The following is a 20,167-nucleotide window of genomic DNA, read 5'->3' on the forward strand; positions in this document are numbered from 1 at the left end:
ACCTAATCAATTATTATTTAAGGATTTTTATATTTTATAATCGACATTGTGGCATGAATTTTCATTACCTGCGCCAAATAAGTTCACAATCTTGACCATTAAACGCCTGATCAACGAACAGATCTGCCACAGCAACGACTCGGTCTTGATACATCAAAATCGGAATTTGACGACGCAGCCAGCTGGGCACATTGTATTCTTGGAACAACTTCTTCAGTTTTCGACTGTGATTACGCGTGGTTGGATGCGCTGATAAGCCTTCCGGATTAAAGGTCACGCGAAGCAATTCTGGCTGACTCGGAAGCGCAATCGTTGCGTTGCTAGAACTCGTCGTTAAGGTCAGCTCCCCTAGCCGCTCTGGAAGCGATAAAACGGTATCGACTTGAATCGTACTTTGCCACTCAGTGATGTCAGCGATTTCCGTTACCCAATAGAGACGATTTCGAAAACGGCGCACTTCACCTTGTTTAAGTTGTAGTTTGGGGTTGGCATCTTGCTGAGCTAATGCGACTTCATTCCAGATAAGATTGAGTTGTACCTGAGTCGGCATACTAGTATTAAGCTTAGCCAGCCACATACGAATCAAGCGCGCACGCGCTAATCCACTGTGCTTAGCCAGTTCTTCAATACTCAAACTTAGATCCGTTTGTAAAGCGCGTTCAAACACCGCGCTCAATAGTTCATCCAATAGCGCTTCTTGTTGAGCACATAAACTTGCACTGCGCTGAACCGCTTGATGGATACTCGGCCAGCGACCAGACAATTCAGGAATAACACAATGACGAAGAAAGTTACGATCATAACGGGTATCTTGATTGCTTTCGTCTTCCACCCACTCCAAGCCTAATTTAGTAGCGGCTTCTTCGATGGTCTTCCGCTTGATAGTAAGCAATGGTCGAACTAGAGATCCGCAAGAAAACGGCATACTCTCCGCCATCGAAGATAACCCTTTAGGCCCGCTGCCGCGCTTAAGCGCAAGGAGAAAAGTCTCTATTTGATCGTCGGCATGTTGACCAGTCAACAGTATATCGCCTTCTTGAATGTACTTAGTTAAGGCTTGGTAGCGAGCTTCACGAGCAAGAAGTTCAATACTTTCACCATTGCTGATGTCTAAGCTCACTCGCTCGATCGAGCACGATATCCCCACTTGTTGTGCCCAAAGTAAGCATTTATCGGCCCAATTATCGGCATTCGAGCTTAAACCATGGTGCACATACACAGCGTGACACTCTACAGAGTGCGCCTGTTGGTAGCGACTGAGTAATTCGAGTAAAAGACGTGAATCCACTCCTCCGCTAAACGCCAAGACAACCTTAGTGCCTAATTGATAGTAGCGGCCGAGAACTTGAGCAAAATGCGGGTAAAGCGATTCCATAAGCGATCCGATAGGTACAAAAAAAGGGCTGGACTCTCATCCAACCCTTTCTATTTTAACTGTTATCACTTGAGATATCAGCTAACGCTTAATAGCAATCACCGAAATTAACAGTAACCGTAGCTCATTAGACGCTGGTAACGACGCTCACGTAGCGTCTCTTCATCCAATTGTTCTAGATCTTCTAGCTGACGAAGTAGTGTCGCTTTCATATTCGCTGCCATTTGAACATGATCGCGATGAGCGCCGCCTAGTGGCTCTTCAATGATTTCGTCGATCAGTTCAAGCTCTTTAAGACGCGGAGCAGTTAGACCCATTGCCTCTGCCGCTTGTGGCGCTTTGTCTGAATCACGCCATAAGATTGAAGCACAACCCTCAGGAGAAATTACTGAGTACGTAGAGTACTGAAGCATGTTCACGTAGTCGCCTACACCGATTGCTAGTGCACCACCAGAACCGCCTTCACCGACAACGTTACAGATTACTGGTACTTTAAGACCAGACATCACTTTTAGGTTTTTCGCGATAGCTTCAGATTGACCACGTTCTTCTGCGCCCACACCTGGGTATGCACCAGCCGTGTCAATAAATGTGATGATCGGCATGCTGAAACGCTCTGCCATTTCCATCAAACGTAGCGCTTTACGGTAACCTTCTGGTTTCGGCATACCAAAGTTACGTTTCACCTTTTCTTTGGTCTCACGACCTTTTTGATGACCGATGATCATCACTGGACGGCCTTCAAGTCGAGCCATGCCACCCACAATCGCTTTGTCGTCTGCAAACGCGCGGTCACCCGCTAATTCATCAAACTCCTCAAAAGCGTGTTGGATGTAATCCAGCGTGTAAGGACGTAGTGGGTGACGAGCCAGTTGAGCTGTTTCCCATGCGCCTAGGTCGCTGAAGGTTTTTTTCTTCAGCTCTAAGCTTTTCTTCTCAAGCTGTTCGATTTCTTTATCCAGGTCAATCGCAGAATCACCACCGTGACGAGAGACATCACGTAGTGCTTCAATTTTCGCTTCTAGTTCTGCAATTGGCTTTTCAAATTCAAGAAAGTTTAGGCTCATCTATGAATCCTTGTTTACTCAGCGTCTAACATATTGCGCTGAATTTTTAGTTAAATTCGAGTTCTACCTGGCTTTTGCCAAGTAACTGTTTTAAATCGTCGAGTAATGTATCACTTGGCGTTACTCGCCACTCGGTGCCCAATGTTAACCGCGCTCTGGCGTCGGCACGCTGGTAGTATACATTGACGGGTACGGTTCCGGCTTTGTGCGGTTCTAAAATACGGCTGAACTGCTCAAAAAACTGATCGTTGATCTGAGTTGCATCTATCGATACCGACAAACCACGAGCGTATTTCTCGCGCGCACTGCCGAGATCCATAACTTCACGCGCCGACATTTTAAGGCCACCGTTGAAGTCATCAAAGCTGACCTGTCCAGAAACGACCAAAATTCTGTCTTTTTCGAGAAGTTCAGCGTATCGATCCAGTGCATCTGAGAACAACATCACTTCCATGCGACCACTTCGGTCATCCAGTGTCATAATACCAATTCGTGTACCACGTTTGGTCGTCATTACACGAGCGGCAATAACCAGGCCGGCTACCGTGACAGATTGATCGCGGCGAGTGGGCGTTGCGTCTTTTAGTCGACAACTGGTGTATTTGTTTAGTTCCTTTACGTAGGCGTTAATTGGGTGCCCTGTCAAATATAGACCTAGGGTATCACGCTCGCCCTCTAACCACACTTTTTCTGGCCAAGGCGGAACCTGCGTATACTTATGCTCTACTTCTTCAGGTGCATCCGTTAGCACACCAAACATATCCGTTTGACCAAACGCCTCAGCTTGGTGATGTTGACTTGCTGCTTTTACCGCATCATTGAGTGACGCCATCATCGCCGCGCGGTGTGGGCCTAGTCGATCCAACGCACCCGCGTAAATCAGCTTCTCTATCACTCGTTTATTGACGCGTTTTAGATCAACTCGAGCACAGAAATCAAATAGGTCTTTAAAGTGACCACCTTTATTTCTCGCCTCAAGAATCGCATCGATAGGGCCCTCACCAACCCCTTTTATCGCACCAATACCGTAAACAATTGCGCCATTTTCATCAACATTAAAGCGATATAGGCCAGAGTTGATGTCTGGTGGCAGCACGGTAAGCTTCATACGGAAACACTCATCGACCAAGCCAACGACTTTTTCCGTGTTATCCATATCGGCTGTCATTACCGCAGCCATAAATTCAGCAGGATAATGTGTTTTCAGCCAAAGAGTTTGATAAGAAACCAATGCATAAGCAGCAGAGTGCGATTTGTTAAAACCATAACCGGCGAACTTCTCTACCAAGTCGAAGATTTTCATCGCCAACTCGCCATCGATACCGTTCTTTATCGCACCTTCTTCAAAGATAGCACGTTGTTTTGCCATCTCTTCTGGCTTTTTCTTACCCATTGCACGACGGAGCATGTCCGCACCACCTAGCGTGTAACCCGCTAAGATCTGCGCAATCTGCATTACCTGCTCTTGGTACAGGATGATGCCGTAGGTTGGATCAAGCGTCTCTTTTAGAGACTCGTGTTGCCACTTTTCATCTGGATAAGAGATCGCTTCTCGACCATGTTTACGGTCGATAAAGTTATCTACCATGCCCGATTGCAAAGGACCCGGACGGAAGAGTGCTACCAATGCGATGATGTCTTCGAAACAGTCTGGCTGAAGTCGTTTGATCAGCTCTTTCATGCCTCGAGATTCAAGCTGGAATACTGCTGTCGTTTCAGAGTTTTGCAACAAACGGAAAGAGGCAGGGTCTTCTAACGGTATGGATTCAATTTGAACCGGTTCTTTACCTTCTCGCTCTAGACGTGGGTTAATCAGCCCTAACGCCCAGTCAATAATGGTTAAGGTACGTAAACCCAAGAAGTCAAACTTAACTAGGCCAGCGGTCTCAACATCGTTTTTATCAAATTGAGTAACCGGGAAGTGACCTTCAGCGTCTGCATAAATTGGCGCAAAATCGGTAATTGTTGTAGGTGAAATTACAACACCACCAGCGTGTTTACCGGCGTTTCGCGTACAGCCTTCCAAAATATGACACATGTCGATGAGTTCTTTAACTTCCTCATCGGCCTCATACAATTCAGGTAGTGCAGGTTCAGCTTTAAACGCTTTATCTAGTGTCATGCCTGGATCGGGCGGGATCAGCTTTGAAATACGATCAACAAAACCAAATGGGTGGCCCAATACGCGGCCAACGTCACGGATTACCGCTTTTGCCGCCATGGTACCAAACGTGATGATCTGAGACACCGCGTCACGACCGTACATTTCCGCAACGTGGTCAATAACCTGGTCACGTTTATCCATACAGAAATCGACGTCGAAATCGGGCATCGAAACACGTTCTGGGTTCAAGAAACGTTCGAACAGCAAGTCGTATTCTAGTGGATCCAGATCGGTGATTTTTAGTGCGTAAGCCACCAAAGAACCAGCACCGGAACCACGTCCAGGACCGACAGGAATTCCATTATCTTTTGACCACTGGATGAACTCCATTACGATCAAGAAGTAACCAGGAAATCCCATTTGGTTGATAACATCTAGCTCTATCTGAAGACGTTCATCATATTCAGGGCGGCGACGTTTTCTCTCTTCCTCATCTGGAAATAGGAACTCTAAACGCTCTTCCAACCCCTCTCGGGATTTCATGACTAGGAACTCAGTCTCTTTCATCCCTTCGGTTGGGAAAGCTGGTAGGAAGTACTCCCCTAAGCGCACAGTCACGTTACAACGCTTCGCTATCTCGACACTGTTTTCTAACGCTTCAGGAATATCAGCAAACAGCTCGCACATTTCTTCTTCTGTACGAAGATATTGCTGCGGACTGTAGTTTTTTGGCCTACGCGGATCTTCTAATGTGTAACCATCGTGAATCGCTACGCGTATTTCATGAGCATCAAATAGGTCTGGACTCAGGAATACAACTTCATTGGTCGCCACTACTGGCAAGTCTTGCTGCTCTGCCAATTCAACCGCAAAGTGAAGATAAGTTTCTTCATCTGGACGACCGGTACGAAGTAGCTCAAGATAAAAGCGATCTGGAAAATGCTGTTTATAGAAATCAACACACCCTTGCACTATTTGACGGTTGCCTTTCAAAAGGCCGCGACCAATTTCTCCGCTTTTACCGCCGGATAATACAATCAGGCCTTCAGACATTTCAGCCAACCAGGCTTTGTCAATCACTGGGTGGTGTTGAACATGTCCACGTAAGTACGCTTTTGATATCAATAACGTCAGGTTCTTATAACCTACATTATCCGCCGCAAGCAAAGTCACTTGTGTCAGCTCTTCACCAAACTCGTCCGACTGCATTTTAAAGTCAGCACCAATGATCGGTTTAACACCACTGCCATGCGCCGTACCGTAAAACTTCACCAAACCACATAGGTTGGTAAAGTCGGTCAACGCCATTGCGGGCATACCGAGCTCAGCAACTTTCTTTACGATTGGCGGAACTTTGTTGAGGCCATCCACCATCGAGAAGTCACTATGAACACGCAGGTGGATGAATTTGGGATCTGACATTAACAGGTACCGTGTAACTCTATTTTGTTGGGGATTCTAACCTAAAGAGGTTGGGTTTATAACACCAATTAGATCGTTTGATTATTCTATGCTTAACGCTTTTTTTACTGGCTTGAAACTCTTGCGGTGTTCACTGATCACTCCGTGTTGCTCAATCGCTTCAAAGTGCGCTTTAGTTGGGTAACCTTTGTGCTTCGCGAAGCCAAATTGTGGATGAAGTTTATCCAACTCTTCCATCTCTTGGTCACGCACGACTTTGGCAATAATGGAAGCCGCACTGATTTCGGCAACATGTAGATCGCCTTTTACTACAGCTTGAGCATCCATTGGCAGCTCCGGACAACGGTTACCATCAATCAACACCAAATCAGGTTGAACCTGTAACCCCGCCACTGCACGCTGCATCGCAACCATAGTCGCCTGTAAAATATTCAGTTGATCAATTTCTTCAGGAGAACAACGCCCGACCGCCCACGCCAATGCTTTTTCTTTGATTTCAGGAAGCAACGCCATGCGTTTCTTTTCGGTCAATTTTTTCGAATCGTTCAACCCTTCAATAGGATTGTGAGGATCAAGGATAACCGCAGCGGTGACGACGTCTCCCACCAAAGGGCCACGTCCTACCTCGTCGACTCCGGCCACAAGCTGGTAACCTTGCGGATATTCAAACGGAGGGAGTTCAACTTTGGTTTTGGTCGCTTTTGGTTTAACAGCCATGATAAATCTCTATTTTTCAATCAGTTTTAGAACCGCGTTTGCGGCTTGTTGATCCGCATCTTTACGGATCCAATGATGCATTTCCGTAAACTTATCTAACATCGGTTTATTGTCGCTTTCCAATAAGCGAGAAACCTCAGTAAACAAATTGTCTGGTGTGCACTCATCTTGTAGATATTCTTTGACGAGCTCATCATCCGCCAAGATATTCGGCAATGACACATACTTCGTTTTCAATAGACGTTTAGCTAAGAAAGCAGTAAATGCATTCACACGATAACCCACCACCATTGGACGCTTGAGAAGCATACACTCCAACGCTACGGTACCGGAGGCCAACATCACGGAATCGGATGCGGTGATGACGTTGCGTGCGGTGTCATCAACTAACTTGAAGTCCAACTCTGGCGCTAGCTCTTTCCATGCTTGTTCAAACTGCTCACGGCGTTTTTGATTAACAAGCGCGACAACAAACCCCAGTTCTGGAAATTTTTTATGGAGTAACTTGCAGGTTTCAATAAATGGCTCTGAGAGCATTTTTAACTCGCTACCACGACTGCCTGGCAGGACAGCAAGCCACTTTTTATCTTGTTCTAAACCAAGCAACTCACGTGCAGGCGCTTGTTCTGATTCTAGTGGGATGGCATCAGCCAAGGTATGACCAATGAACTCGCAAGGTACATTAAATTTGTCGTAGAACGCTTTCTCAAACGGAAGAAATGCTAGCACCAAGTTCGTTGCCGCTTCTATTTTAAAGATGCGCTTCTGACGCCAAGCCCAAACAGACGGACTCACGTAATGAACGGTTTTAATGCCCGCTTGCTTGAGGTCAAGCTCCAGGCGTAAGTTGAAGTCAGGAGCATCGATCCCGATGAAAACATCAGGCGGATTCTGAGTAAAATACTGAACGAGCTCAGCTTTCACTTTAAGAAGTCTCGGTAAGCGGCCTAAAACCTCGACTAATCCCATCACCGCAAGCTCTTCCATATCAAACAGAGACTCGCAACCTTGGGCTATCATTTTCGGACCACCAATGCCTACGAACTCTGCGTCTGGATATTGTTGCTTTACTGCTTTGATAAAGCCTTCACCTAGCGTATCGCCAGACAATTCTCCGGCAATGATGCCAATACGTAATGGTCTTTCCATATCTACTTCGCTATTTTTCCTGTGCGCTATGGATAACGGTTTGCCTTATCCATAAAACACAAAAAGATCGTAACCTCAAATTTGGTCACGATCTTTTTATTTATTGGTTCATTCGCCAATTAACGAATAATGCCACGTTCCGTCGTTTCCAGAATATCTGAGAAACGCTTCACAGCCGGCCACTCTTGAGCCATTTCAGCCAGAATAGGCTTCACTTCTTCTAGCGTCTTACCTGAACGGTAGATTTCTTTATACGCTTTTTGTAGCGCACGAATCTCTGGTTTCTCAAAGCCATTACGCTTCAAGCCAACAAGGTTCAAGCCGAATGGAGTAGCGTGGTTACCTTGCGCGAGTACATAAGCTGGGACATCTTGCACCACAGCTGAACAGCCGCCAATGTATGCGTAAGCGCCCACTGTACAAAACGGATGAATCGCAGACAGTGCCATCACACCGGCATAGTCATCAACAGTAACGTGACCACCAAGAATCGAGTTATTACCGATATGAGTGTGGTTACCAATAACAACATCATGCGCAACGTGTGCATTCACACACAATAAGTTGTCATCACCAATGATCGTGGTTGCTTTGTCTTGCACTGTGCCGCGGTGAACTTGGACCGCTTCACGAATGACGTTACGGTCACCGATAACCACAGTTGTGTCTTCACCACCGTATTTTTTGTCTTGGTTTTCTTCACCAATGACAGCATGTGGGAAAATACGGTTATCTTTGCCAATAGTTGTGTGACCTTTGATCACAACGTGAGACATCACTTCTGTGCCTTCACCAATTTCAACCGTAGAGGTGATGTACGTAAAAGGACCTACTGTTACGTTAGCACCAATTTTGGCGCCCTCTTCTACCACCGCTGCCGGGTGGATTTTAGCGGTTTCATGAATCATATTAAAACTCTCGACGAGCACACTTCAGTTCTGCAGAACATACCACTTCGCCGTCAACTTTTGCTACACCGCTAAATGCAGCAATGCCGCGACGTTCTTTCAGAAATTCTACCTCAATAACCAATTGGTCGCCCGGAACCACTGGTTTACGGAATTTCGCGCCGTCTACGCTTGCAAAGTAGTACAGTTCATTTTCTGTTGGTGCACCAAATGATTTAAATGCAAGTAAGCCTGTTGCCTGAGCCATTGCTTCTAAAATCAAAACACCTGGGAATACTGGTAGTTGAGGAAAGTGACCTGTGAACTGAGGTTCGTTAACCGACACGTTTTTAATCGCGTGAAGGTACTTCTCTTCTTGGAAGTCTATCACTCGGTCGATCAATAAGAATGGGTAGCGATGAGGTAGTAGCTCTTGAATTTCAGAGATGTTCATCGTTTTCTTTTCAGTAGTCAAAGTCGTCTTCCTATATCAATTTTTTGCCGCCAAGATGGCAAACGTGGCAACAGGTCGTAAAGCCGAATCGCTTTGCAATATACTAGCAAAATACGCACCATCTTGGAGTTAAATCTACTTAGAGCGCGTCATTATAGAAGAAAAAGACCCGCATTTCGCGAGTCTTCGTACAGAATATGGAACTAGAGCCTGTTAGCTTTCACGTTAAATACAGAGCGAAAGATAACTTGTTCTAAATTTCTTCTTTCTGTTCCAGCTGTTTTTCAACCGCTTTCAGGCGCTTATTCATCTCATCAATACGGTGAACTCGAGTTGCAGTTTTACGCCACTCTCTGTTCGTTTGTAGTGGAATACCTGATGAGTAAAGGCCTTTTTCTTCGATACTGCGCATTACCATGCCCATACCTGTAATCGCCACACCATCTGCGATAGTGATATGGCCATTCAGAACAGACGCGCCGCCAATCTGGCAGTACTTACCAATTTTTGTACTGCCCGCGACAATAGTACCACCAGGCATCACGGTACCATATCCGATCTGCACGTTGTGCGCGATTTGAAGTTGGTTATCCAGAATGACATTGTCTTCAATGATAGTATCTTCGAGTGCACCGCGGTCAATCGTAGTACAAGCACCAATCTCAACGCGGTTACCGATACGCACTGAACCAAGCTGAGGGATTTTGATCCACTCGCCTTTGTCATTCGCATAACCGAAGCCATCAGAGCCAATGACGGTACCCGATTGAACAAGACAGTCATCACCTAATGACACTTCATGGTAGATAGTGACATTAGCCCAAAGCTTGGTGTTATTCCCTAGCTTGGCGTTCTTACCGATAAAACAACCAGCGCCAACGCTTACGTTATCGCCGAGTTCTACGCCCGTTTCAATCACAGCGTTAGCGCCGATTGTAACGTTCTCACCCATCTTAACGTCAGCGGCAATCACAGCACTTGGTGCAATATCGTCTGCCGGTTTTGGTGTGGTATCCATCGCTTGAACCACACGAGCAAATGCGACATAAGGGTCTGAAACCACTAGCGCATTTCCAACGCATTGATCTTTATGCTCAGCCTTTACCATAACAACGGTAGCTTGGCACTCAGAAAGGTGTTTTGCGTATTTTGGGTTAGACAAGAAGGTTACGTCACCTTCTTGTGCTTTATCCATTGGGGCAACACGGCTTACAACGAGAGACTCGTCACCAAACAGCTCACCCCCGGTAATTGTCGCCAATTCGGCTAATGTCAATGTCTTCATAACTTCTTATTTTAGAGCTTTAATTACGTCTTCAGAGATATTGTATTCTGGCTTGCCGTACTGCAAAGCAGAGATATCAATCACAAGATCGTAACCATTTTTGTCTGCGACTTTCTTAACTGCATCTTGAATCGTTTTGAAAAGCTTCGCTTTTTCTTCAGCTTCACGACGCGCACTTGCTTTTTCAAGTGCTTGTGCTTTCACTTTGTACTCGCTGTCTAGCTTCGCGATATCGATACGTAGCTTTTCAACTTCGTCTTGACCCAAAAGCTCGCCGTCACGTTGTAGCTTCTCAATCTTTGTTTTAGCTTGTGCTTGGATTGACTTCAGTTCATCAGCTTTGCTTTTGAAGTCTTTCTGCATTTTTTGTAGTACAACTTCACGTTGAGGAAGAGCTTGAAAGACTTGAGCTGTATTTACGTAAGCAATTTTCTGTGCAGCTTCTGCCGCATTTGCAAACATTGAAGAGCTCAGTACAAGAAGGCCAATCCCAGCCGCTTTGATCATTTTATTCAAAATATTTTCCTCTTTAGAAAGTTCTACCGATAGTGAATGTGAAGAACTCTTCATCATCGCCATCAAATTTCTTAATTGGTTTCGCTAGTGAGAAGACTAGTGGCCCCATTGGAGACATCCACTGCAACGCCGCACCGTAAGAAGAGCGGTAGTTGGTTGGATCTGAGTAATCGTAGTAGTAACGGTCACCATATTCCGCACCTGAATCGCGGTAGTCAAACTCCGTATCCCAAACACTTGCCATATCAAAGAAGATACTGGTACGAATTTGGTTTTGTACTTCTTCTGATGCAAATGGTGTTGGGACAATCAACTCAACACTTGCTAGCGCTACGGCGTTACCACCAACAGAGTCATCTGTTGCTGTATCTGCGCCATTGTTTGAACCAGATGTATCACGGTAAACCGCTTTAGGACCAACAGAGTTTGAGCCAAAGCCACGAAGCGATGTAAAGCCACCTGCGTAGTAGTTTTCGTAGAATGGGAACAAGTTATCGTTGCCATCCGTTTGACCGTAACCATTACCGTAACCTAAGCGGCCACGGAACAAGAGGGTAAACTCGTGCTTTTTAGTCAATGGCACATACTGACGAACATCGTACTGCATTTTGAAGTATTGAACGTCAGAGCCAGGTACGGTCATTTTATAGAATGCACGCTGATGGTTACCTGCCGTAGGGAAGTAGCCACGGTTTAAGTTATTACGTGTCCAAGAGATATTGAAGTCGAAATCGTTTGTGTTCAACGCTCCACTAGAATCAATGTTGTCTGCTTGTGCTCGTAAGAACTGCTCTACCTGTAAGTAAGGCGATAAGTTACCGATCTTGTTGTGCGTATAACCGACACCGAATTCAAAACGGTTCAACTCATCGAATGGGAAACCCCACGTTAAGCTCGCGCCATAGCTTTCGTTGGTATAGTCAACGATATTGGCTTCTTTCGCTTCAAATTCGTTATAGAAAACCTTACCACCTAAGCTTACACCGTCTAAGTTCCAGTACGGATCACGGTAATCTAGACTGATGTTTTTCTGGTAGTCATTCATCATCGCGTTGATACCAACACGGTTACCACTACCAATGAAGTTATCTTGTTGCAGGCCAACCTGGAAGCTCACACCCGATTCTGTGCCGTAGCCAACACCGAAGTTAACGCTACCAGAGTTCGCTTCTTTGACAGAGTAAACTAGGTCAACTTGATCATCACTACCAGGAACTCGAACCGTCTGTACTTCAACATTTTCAAAGTAGCCCAAACGATTTAGACGAGTTTTACCCGTTTCAATCGATTTCGAGTTCAACCAACTGCCTTCCATCTGACGCATTTCACGACGAAGGACTTCATCTTTGGTTGAGTTATTACCCGTGAAGCGAATGTCACGAACATAAATTCGGTTACCCGGATCTACGTTAACGACCAAAGAAACTTCTTGATTCTCGTCGTCAAACTCAGGAATGGTATTCACTTGAGGATAAGCATAACCGGACTCACCAAGCACACGCTTAATCCCTTCTTCCATTGAAGTAACCAACGAGCCGTTGTATGTCTCATTGTCTTCAAATGGCACAAGTCTTTCGAACGTCGCTTCCTCGCCAATCAAATCACCACGGAACTTCACGTCCTTAACGGTGTAAACCTCGCCCTCTTCTAGACCAAGAGTAATGTATACCCCTTTCTTGTCAGGAGAGATTGCAACTTGTGTCGAATCAACGTTAAATTTTAAGTAACCACGATCCAGGTAGAATGATTTGAGTGCTTCAATATCACCTGCAAGAACTTGCTTTTGATACTTTTCATCAGAAAGGAAATTCCACCACGGCACATCAACATTTAAGTTAAAGCGCGAAAGCAGTTCTTCATCACTGAACACTTCATTACCGATAAAGTTGATTTGCTGAATTTTTGCCGACACACCTTCAGTAAAGACAAACTTAAGATCAGAACGATTACGTGGTAGTGGAGTCACCACCGCTTTTACTGTTGCGTTGTATTTACCTACGCTGTAGTAAAAGTCTTCTAAGCCTTTTTCAATGTTGCTTAGCGTGGTGCGGTCAAGCGCTTCACCTTCACGAACGCCAGACGCGTTCAGGTTTTCTTGTAGCTGCTCGTCCTTGATTGCTTTGTTACCTGAAAAAGAGATGCTTGCAATGGTAGGACGTTCTTTGACTTGAACCATCAGAACACCACCGTCACGCAACACTTTCACATCTTCAAAGTTACCAGATGCATACAGGGCGCGGATAATTTCTGCAACATCGCCTTGGCCAATGGTATCACCGACACGTACAGGCATTTTCAACAATGCAGCACCCAGTGCTACACGCTGCAATCCATCGATTTCAATATCTTGAACTACGAAGTTCTCTGCTCCATTTGCAGATACACTGGTCGCCAGTAAACTTGCAAATAGAATTCGCTTAATCGCCATACTTGTTCTAATTATTCCTTGCTACTGCTTTTGTCTCTGAACTATCACAGACGAGTAAAATCATTAAATAGCGCTAACGCCATGAGCGAGAAGATGATCGCACCACCAATTCTAAAGCCCATTTCCTGCACTTTCTCAGGAACAGGACGTCGAATGACTGCTTCAATTGCAAAAAACAACAAATGACCGCCATCCAACATTGGTAAAGGAACGAGATTAATAATACCTAGGTTAACACTAATTAGAGCGAGAAAACCTAAAAAGTAGACCAAACCATAATCTGCTGTCGCGCCTGCGCCTTTGGCTATTGATATTGGTCCACTCAGATTATTCAGACCAACGTCTCCAACAATCAGCTTCTTAAGCATGCTGATTGTCAAACCAATGACTTGGCCAGTTTTGTCTACTGCTTTACCTATTGACTCGAATACACCAAACTGAAGATCGAAGCGATAACTTTCTGGCCATTCTGCGACTTTAGGTGCAATACCTGCAAAACCAACGACTTCTTTGTTAGCTAGCTCACGGCTACCGGGCGTCAGCGTCAATGTTTGCTCATAACCCTGACGTAACACCGTCAATTCAAGCGGTGTATCAGGATTAGAACGAACCGCTTCAACCACTTGCTTCCATTCGGTTACGCGTTGTTGACCAATTGCGACAACCTCATCACCTGGAAGCACACCAGCTTTTTCCGCCGCTCCACCTTGCGAGACCTGCTCGATAACTCGATACACCTCCGGTGTATACGGAGTAAAACCTAACGACTGCATCGCTGACTGAGTTTCTGGGTCGAACTTCCACTCACGTAAATCGAGCGTTTTCGTTACTTCTGAACCAACTTCATTCGCTGACGTTAGTGTTACCGTCATCAAATCATCGCCAATATGAGAAATCAATCCCATATTTACTGATTCCCAATCCGGAGTTTTGATACCAGATATCGATTTAAGTTCCATTCCAGATTCAATTCCAGCTTCCGCAACAATCGAATTGGGCGTAACTTCACCAATTACAGGCTTAACAGCCGGGATACCAATTAGAAATACCAGCCAATAGGCAAAAATTGCGAAAAGAAAATTAAAGATGGGGCCAGCCGCAACAATAGAGGTTCGCTTCCATAACGGCTTCTTATCAAACGCTAGGTGCTTCTCATGTTCTGGCACCTCATCGACACGGCTATCAACCATTTTCACATAGCCGCCGAGAGGGATCATTGAGATGCTGTACTCCGTTCCGTCTTTGCCTACTTTACTCCAAATAGACTTGCCGAAACCGATTGAAAACTTTTCAACTTTAACGCCGCAACGGCGAGCAACCCAAAAATGCCCAAATTCGTGCACGGCAACAAGAATGCCCAGTGCGACGATAAAAGAAATGAGATTCCACAATATACCAGTCATCAGCTACGCTCGCGTATGGTTTCTAGGGCAATAGTTCGTGCCATTCTATCTAGCTCGAGCAAGCTTTCCAAGCTATTCGCATTCTCAGCTTTGCAGCTTGCGTTGATTTTATTCAACACAGACTCATTGATGCGAGCAATATCGGTAAAACCTAGTCTGTTATTTAAAAATGCATCAACAGCGACTTCATTAGCTGCGTTCAATGCTGTTGTTGCGTGTTGACCTTCATAACAGGCATCAATTGCGAGTTTTAAACATGGGTAACGAGCAAAATCAGGCTGCAAAAACGTCAGCTCACCAACTTTCGTGAAGTCTAGCGGCTTAACCCCAGCTTCCACTCTTGACGGGTATGACATGGTGAGCGCAATTGGCGTCGCCATATCCGCTTCTCCCATTTGTGCCAAGACCGAACCATCACGATACTGAACCATAGAATGAATTACCGATTGAGGGTGAATAACCACCTTCAGTTGTTCGCGAGCAGCATTAAATAGCCACTTAGCTTCGATATACTCAAGGCCTTTATTCATCATCGTGGCAGAGTCAACAGAAATTTTTGGCCCCATCGACCAGTTTGGATGAGCAATCGCCTGAGCGGGTGTCACCTGCTCCAGTTCTGCGATGTCAGTGTAACGGAAAGGACCACCAGATCCAGTCAACAAAATATGAGAAATGCCATGTTCTTGTAAATTGCAACGACCTAGATTGGTTTGTACCTGCTGTGGTAAACATTGGAAAATGGCGTTGTGTTCACTGTCGACGGGAAGTAGCTCTGCGCCAAATTCTTCTACAGCATCAATAAATAGCTGGCCTGACATTACAAGTGCTTCTTTATTTGCCAACAAGACTCGCTTACCTGCTTTCACGGCAGCCATGGTTGGCAATAAGCCAGCGGCTCCTACAATAGCAGCCATTACACTGTCGACCTCGTCCAGCGAAGCTATATGACATAGCGCATCAGTACCACCTAGCACTTCGGTACCTGGCGAAACCAAGTGTAGCTCAGCTTGAAGTTGAGACGCCGCAGCCTTATCTGCCATGACCGCATATTTAGGTTGCCACTGACAACATAGACCGATCATCTTTTCAACGTTAGTGCTTGCCGCTAAGGCAACGACAGAAAACAGATCTGGGTTTTGTTCGACCACTTTAAGCGTGCTTGCACCAATTGATCCAGTAGCACCAAGAATCGTTAACTTTTGCATGTTGTAAGACCGTTAGAAAGCTCAGGAGCGACGACGCCGCTCCTGATAAATTAGAATACGTAGTAAAGAAGAGCAAAAACTGGGAATGCTGCGGTTAGGCTGTCGATACGATCTAGCACACCACCGTGCCCTGGGATAATGTTACTGCTGTCTTTAATGCCTGAGACACGTTTGAACATACTTTCAACCAGATCACCAAGCACTGAAATAACGACAGTAACCAGCGTAATCAGCACCATATGAACAGGGCTAGTGAACTGGATGTCGAACCAATCAGCAAATGCCCACGCTACGATTAATGCCGTGATAATGCCACCAATTAGCCCTTCAATAGTTTTATTGGGGCTTACATGAGGAGCCATCTTACGTTTGCCTAAGCTTTTGCCTGCAAAGTAGGCGCCGCTATCTGCAGCCCATACCAAGAAACAAACGTACAACACAAGCTTTGCGCCGTGGTATGGATCTACAGTGATGTCATACGCTCTGAGAATAATCACACTCCAAAGGAATGGGATTAATGTCAGAAAACCAAATACATGACGTAAAACAAAATTACTTTGCCAAGATTTCGTCGTTTTGGGGTAAGTAATCGCCATTAAGCTAGCAATAATCCACCAAACAAAACCAATACCCAAGACGACATAATGAGGTGTCGTTAAGTGATTGAGGCTATATGCATCAGGCGAGATGTATAGAAAACTAAGTCCGGTAATAATGATTGCCGGCACAAGGGCAGCAATGCGAGAGTTGCTTCCTGTAAACTGAGTCCACTCCCAAAAACCTAATAGCGTTATTGCAGTTAAAGCGGCAATAAAGCCCATTAGCGGTAATTTAAAAATGCCTAAAATAACCAGGGGAGCTAAAATTAGTGCTGTTATTATTCTCTGTTTCAAACTAACTAGTCCTTATTGAGCTGCCATCAATGCCTTTATTTGTTCACCTGTACAGCCAAAACGACGTTCTCGGTTGATAAACCAAGTCACAGCTTCTACCAAACTGTCTTCATCGAATTCTGGCCAGTACTCTGGTGTAAAGTACATTTCTGCATAAGCCATTTGCCACAACATAAAGTTGCTGATGCGGCACTCTCCACTGGTGCGAATTAAAAGATCCACTTCCGGTAGGTCTGCCATGGTCAAATGCTCAGTGATTAGCTGCTCATTGATATCCTCTACACGAATTTCACCGTTACGTGCTTTTAGCGCTAACGTTTTAGCAGCTTCTGTGATGTCCCATTTACCGCCATAGTTGGCTGCAATGTTGATCACCATACCCGTGTTATCTGCCGTTAGGTTTTCTGCTTCTACAATTTTCTTTTGTAGACGCTCACTAAATCGACTGGTATCACCGATCACGCGCAACCGTAAGTTATTTTTGTGTAGTTTTTTTACTTCACTAGACAGGACCGTGATAAACAGTTCCATCAAAAGACCCACTTCTTCCTCCGGACGACGCCAGTTTTCACTACTAAAAGCAAACAGCGTCATGGCTCTAATGCCTAGTTTTGAAGCAGCAGCCACGGTCTTACGAACGGCACTAACGCCTTTTTTATGACCAAATACGCGAGGTTTTCCTTTGGACTTAGCCCAACGGCCATTACCGTCCATAATGATGGCAATATGCTTAGGAAGGGAATCAGAGAAGGCTTGAGAATTTTGCATAGGGAGTTAATTGAGTTCCATCAGTTGGATAGACTAACATAAAAAAACGCTGAGCTGTGAGCACAGCGTTTTCCAACAGTGATGTGTGTGGGAGTATTAAACTTCCATCAACTCTTTTTCTTTTGCAGCAAGAACTTCATCGATCTTCTTAACTGCAACGTCAGTTAGCTTTTGAATTTCGTCTTGTGCTTTACGATCTTCATCTTCAGAGATTTCTTTATCTTTTAGAAGCGCTTTAAGATCGTTGTTTGCGTCACGACGGATGTTACGAACAGCAACACGACCACCTTCAGCTTCACCACGAACGATCTTAACTAGGTCTTTACGACGTTCTTCCGTTAACGGTGGAAGTGGAACGCGGATGATAGTGCCAGCTGACATAGGGTTTAGACCAAGGTCAGACGTCATGATCGCTTTTTCTACTTTCGGCGTCAGCTCTTTATCAAAAACCGTGATTGCAAGTGTACGTGCATCTTCAGCAATAACGTTTGCTACTTGGTTTAGAGGTGTTGCTGCACCGTAGTATTCTACAGAAATACCAGATAGTAGGCTTGGGTGTGCACGACCTGTACGAATTTTAGAAAGGTTGTTCTTAAGCGCTTCAACGCTTTTATCCATGCGCTCTTGCGCGTCTTTTTTGATTTCGTTAATCACAGTTTCACCTTAAAAATGTCATCTTTCCTGAAGAAAGCCTAAAACGGTTGAGCAAAGCAAGCACCACCCTAACGCTTTGGAGTGGCACCTTAAGCCAAGCTTATTCGTTGATGAGCGTGCCTTCTGCTTCGCCCATTACCACGCGACGTAGTGCGCCTGGCTTGTTCATATTAAATACGCGGATTGGCATTTTGTGGTCACGAGCTAGCGTAAACGCCGCCAAGTCCATAACTTTCAGCTCTTTATCCAGAACTTCTGCATAAGATAGCTTATCATACAGCTCTGCGTCTGGGTTTGCTACAGGGTCAGCAGTAAATACACCATCAACTTTCGTCGCTTTTAGTACAACATCCGCTTCAATTTCGATACCACGTAAACAAGCAGCAGAATCCGTTGTAAAGAACGGGTTACCAGTACCAGCAGAGAAGATGACAACTCGGCCTTGGCGAAGCTCACGGATCGCATCAGCCCAATTATAGTCGTCACATACGCCTTTTAGAGGGATTGCAGACATAACGCGCGCATTTACGTATGCACGGTGAAGAGCATCACGCATCGCTAGGCCATTCATTACTGTAGCAAGCATACCCATGTGGTCACCAACTACGCGGTTCATACCAGCTTCAGCTAGGCCTGCACCACGGAACAAGTTACCGCCACCGATAACTACACCAACCTGAACACCCAGTTCAACCAGTTCTTTAACTTCTTGTGCCATACGATCAAGGACCGCAGGATCAATACCAAAACCGTCTTCACCTTGAAGAGCTTCACCACTCAGTTTTAATAGAATACGTTGATACGCTGGTTTAGGGTTCGTAGTCATGGAGTTTACCTTCCAAAGAGAGTTGTTGATTAACAGTCATGAATAGACACAACTTCAGTTATGGCTATTCATCACGGCTAATCGTTCACTGCTCATAAAAAGACCGCAGCCTTGGCTACGGTCTAATCTTTATACAGTCTCTAAGGATTAACCTTTTTGAGCTGCTGCAACTTCTTCAGCGAAGCTCATTTCTTCTTTCTTCTCGATACCTTCACCTACTTCTAGGCGAACGAACGTAGAAACTGAAGCGCCTTTTTCTTTCAGCATTTCGCCTACAGTTTTCTTAGGCTCCATGATGAAAGCTTGACCTGTTAGAGAGATCTCGCCAGTGAATTTCTTCATGCGGCCAACAACCATCTTCTCAGCGATTTCAGCAGGCTTGCCTTCGTTCATTGCGATTTCAACTTGAACAGCTTTCTCTTTTTCTACTACGTCAGCTGGTACGTCTTCTGGGTTAACGAACTCAGGCTTAGAAGCAGCAACGTGCATTGCAACGTGCTTAAGAGTTTCTGCGTCGCCTTCACCAGCAACAACAACACCGATTTTCTCACCGTGACGGTAAGAAGCGATTGCAGTGCCTTGAACGTATTCTACGCGACGGATAGTGATGTTTTCACCGATTTTAGCTACTAGAGCTACACGTGCGTCTTCGAATTGTGCTTGTAGTTCTTCAACAGAAGCTTTTGAAGCTAGAGCTGCAGCTGCAACTTCTTCTGCGAATGCAGTGAAGTTACCGTCTTTAGCAACGAAGTCAGTTTGGCAGTTAACTTCAAGAAGAACAGCAACGCCGTTTTCTTCTTTGATGATGATTGCGCCTTCAGCTGCAACGTTACCAGCTTTCTTAGCTGCTTTCGCTGCGCCAGATTTACGCATGTTTTCAATTGCTAGTTCGATGTCAGCGTTTGCTTCTACAAGCGCTTTCTTACATTCCATCATGCCAGCGCCAGTACGCTCGCGAAGTTCTTTAACTAGAGCAGCAGTTACAGTTGCCATTCTGTCTTCCTCGTTTGATTC

At 45.3% G+C, this 20,167-nt stretch carries 17 protein-coding genes; all 17 read right to left on the bottom strand.

The window, feature by feature from the left end:
- Nucleotides 1–64: 64 nt before the first annotated feature.
- The 17 genes from tilS to tsf all read right to left on the bottom strand — a co-directional run bounded on the left by tilS (nucleotide 65) and on the right by tsf (nucleotide 20,146).
- Entirely contained in the window at nucleotides 65–1,375 is a 1,311-nt protein-coding gene (tilS, locus tag R7E47_RS11460; RefSeq protein WP_318084300.1) for a tRNA lysidine(34) synthetase TilS, read from the bottom strand.
- Nucleotides 1,376–1,482: 107 nt separating this feature from the next.
- Nucleotides 1,483–2,442 carry an acetyl-CoA carboxylase carboxyl transferase subunit alpha gene (gene accA / locus R7E47_RS11465; protein WP_318084301.1) on the bottom strand — a complete coding sequence of 320 codons (960 nt, stop codon included), beginning with the start codon at nucleotides 2,440–2,442 and terminating at the stop codon, nucleotides 1,483–1,485.
- A 46-nt stretch (nucleotides 2,443–2,488) separates the two neighbouring features.
- Nucleotides 2,489–5,968 (bottom strand): DNA polymerase III subunit alpha, encoded by a 3,480-nt coding sequence (dnaE, locus tag R7E47_RS11470; protein ID WP_006741668.1) that lies wholly within the window; start codon nucleotides 5,966–5,968, stop codon nucleotides 2,489–2,491.
- 81 nt (nucleotides 5,969–6,049) lie between these two features.
- Nucleotides 6,050–6,685 carry a ribonuclease HII gene (gene rnhB / locus R7E47_RS11475; RefSeq protein WP_318084302.1) on the bottom strand — a complete coding sequence of 212 codons (636 nt, stop codon included), beginning with the start codon at nucleotides 6,683–6,685 and terminating at the stop codon, nucleotides 6,050–6,052.
- Nucleotides 6,686–6,694: 9 nt separating this feature from the next.
- Nucleotides 6,695–7,834 (bottom strand): lipid-A-disaccharide synthase, encoded by a 1,140-nt coding sequence (gene lpxB / locus R7E47_RS11480; protein ID WP_318084303.1) that lies wholly within the window; start codon nucleotides 7,832–7,834, stop codon nucleotides 6,695–6,697.
- Nucleotides 7,835–7,953: 119 nt separating this feature from the next.
- Nucleotides 7,954–8,742, bottom strand: coding sequence for an acyl-ACP--UDP-N-acetylglucosamine O-acyltransferase (gene lpxA / locus R7E47_RS11485; protein ID WP_005380357.1), 789 nt, complete (start codon nucleotides 8,740–8,742; stop codon nucleotides 7,954–7,956).
- Nucleotide 8,743: 1 nt separating this feature from the next.
- A complete protein-coding gene (gene fabZ / locus R7E47_RS11490) occupies nucleotides 8,744–9,196 on the bottom strand; it encodes a 3-hydroxyacyl-ACP dehydratase FabZ (RefSeq protein WP_005380349.1) in 453 nt (150 codons plus the stop codon).
- 232 nt (nucleotides 9,197–9,428) lie between these two features.
- Nucleotides 9,429–10,460, bottom strand: coding sequence for a UDP-3-O-(3-hydroxymyristoyl)glucosamine N-acyltransferase (gene lpxD, locus R7E47_RS11495; RefSeq protein ID WP_005380347.1), 1,032 nt, complete (start codon nucleotides 10,458–10,460; stop codon nucleotides 9,429–9,431).
- A 6-nt stretch (nucleotides 10,461–10,466) separates the two neighbouring features.
- Nucleotides 10,467–10,976, bottom strand: coding sequence for an OmpH family outer membrane protein (locus tag R7E47_RS11500; RefSeq protein WP_005391804.1), 510 nt, complete (start codon nucleotides 10,974–10,976; stop codon nucleotides 10,467–10,469).
- 13 nt (nucleotides 10,977–10,989) lie between these two features.
- A complete protein-coding gene (bamA, locus tag R7E47_RS11505) occupies nucleotides 10,990–13,404 on the bottom strand; it encodes an outer membrane protein assembly factor BamA (RefSeq protein ID WP_005391802.1) in 2,415 nt (804 codons plus the stop codon).
- Nucleotides 13,405–13,448: 44 nt separating this feature from the next.
- A complete protein-coding gene (rseP, locus tag R7E47_RS11510; RefSeq protein ID WP_017820751.1) occupies nucleotides 13,449–14,807 on the bottom strand; it encodes a sigma E protease regulator RseP in 1,359 nt (452 codons plus the stop codon).
- The gene (gene ispC, locus R7E47_RS11515) at nucleotides 14,807–16,012 is read right to left on the bottom strand and encodes a 1-deoxy-D-xylulose-5-phosphate reductoisomerase (RefSeq protein ID WP_017636039.1); all 1,206 of its coding nucleotides are present in this window, start codon (nucleotides 16,010–16,012) and stop codon (nucleotides 14,807–14,809) included. The genes rseP and ispC overlap by 1 nt, the downstream gene beginning before the upstream one ends.
- Before the next feature lie 50 nt (nucleotides 16,013–16,062).
- On the bottom strand, nucleotides 16,063–16,905 hold the full coding sequence (locus R7E47_RS11520) for a phosphatidate cytidylyltransferase (RefSeq protein WP_005385351.1): 843 nt from the start codon (nucleotides 16,903–16,905) through the stop codon (nucleotides 16,063–16,065).
- 12 nt (nucleotides 16,906–16,917) lie between these two features.
- Nucleotides 16,918–17,673, bottom strand: coding sequence for an isoprenyl transferase (locus R7E47_RS11525; RefSeq protein WP_005380331.1), 756 nt, complete (start codon nucleotides 17,671–17,673; stop codon nucleotides 16,918–16,920).
- A 96-nt stretch (nucleotides 17,674–17,769) separates the two neighbouring features.
- Nucleotides 17,770–18,327: a ribosome recycling factor gene (frr, locus tag R7E47_RS11530; RefSeq protein WP_005380330.1), complete on the bottom strand. Its 558-nt coding sequence runs from the start codon at nucleotides 18,325–18,327 to the stop codon at nucleotides 17,770–17,772.
- 100 nt (nucleotides 18,328–18,427) lie between these two features.
- Entirely contained in the window at nucleotides 18,428–19,153 is a 726-nt protein-coding gene (pyrH, locus tag R7E47_RS11535) for a UMP kinase (RefSeq protein WP_005380329.1), read from the bottom strand.
- Nucleotides 19,154–19,300: 147 nt separating this feature from the next.
- Entirely contained in the window at nucleotides 19,301–20,146 is an 846-nt protein-coding gene (gene tsf / locus R7E47_RS11540) for a translation elongation factor Ts (RefSeq protein WP_005380328.1), read from the bottom strand.
- Nucleotides 20,147–20,167: the final 21 nt, after the last annotated feature.

Source organism: Vibrio sp. Vb1026, from assembly GCF_033338745.1.
Classification (GTDB): Bacteria; Pseudomonadota; Gammaproteobacteria; order Enterobacterales; family Vibrionaceae; genus Vibrio; species Vibrio alginolyticus.

Coding starts and splice junctions, on each gene's coding strand:
- tilS (WP_318084300.1), bottom strand. CDS start 1,375: ATGGAATCGCTTTACCCGCATTTTGCTCAAGTTCTCGGCCGCTACTAT.
- accA (WP_318084301.1), bottom strand. CDS start 2,442: ATGAGCCTAAACTTTCTTGAATTTGAAAAGCCAATTGCAGAACTAGAA.
- dnaE (WP_006741668.1), bottom strand. CDS start 5,968: ATGTCAGATCCCAAATTCATCCACCTGCGTGTTCATAGTGACTTCTCG.
- rnhB (WP_318084302.1), bottom strand. CDS start 6,685: ATGGCTGTTAAACCAAAAGCGACCAAAACCAAAGTTGAACTCCCTCCG.
- lpxB (WP_318084303.1), bottom strand. CDS start 7,834: ATGGAAAGACCATTACGTATTGGCATCATTGCCGGAGAATTGTCTGGC.
- lpxA (WP_005380357.1), bottom strand. CDS start 8,742: ATGATTCATGAAACCGCTAAAATCCACCCGGCAGCGGTGGTAGAAGAG.
- lpxD (WP_005380347.1), bottom strand. CDS start 10,460: ATGAAGACATTGACATTAGCCGAATTGGCGACAATTACCGGGGGTGAG.
- bamA (WP_005391802.1), bottom strand. CDS start 13,404: ATGGCGATTAAGCGAATTCTATTTGCAAGTTTACTGGCGACCAGTGTA.
- rseP (WP_017820751.1), bottom strand. CDS start 14,807: ATGACTGGTATATTGTGGAATCTCATTTCTTTTATCGTCGCACTGGGC.
- ispC (WP_017636039.1), bottom strand. CDS start 16,012: ATGCAAAAGTTAACGATTCTTGGTGCTACTGGATCAATTGGTGCAAGC.
- R7E47_RS11525 (WP_005380331.1), bottom strand. CDS start 17,673: ATGCAAAATTCTCAAGCCTTCTCTGATTCCCTTCCTAAGCATATTGCC.
- pyrH (WP_005380329.1), bottom strand. CDS start 19,153: ATGACTACGAACCCTAAACCAGCGTATCAACGTATTCTATTAAAACTG.
- tsf (WP_005380328.1), bottom strand. CDS start 20,146: ATGGCAACTGTAACTGCTGCTCTAGTTAAAGAACTTCGCGAGCGTACT.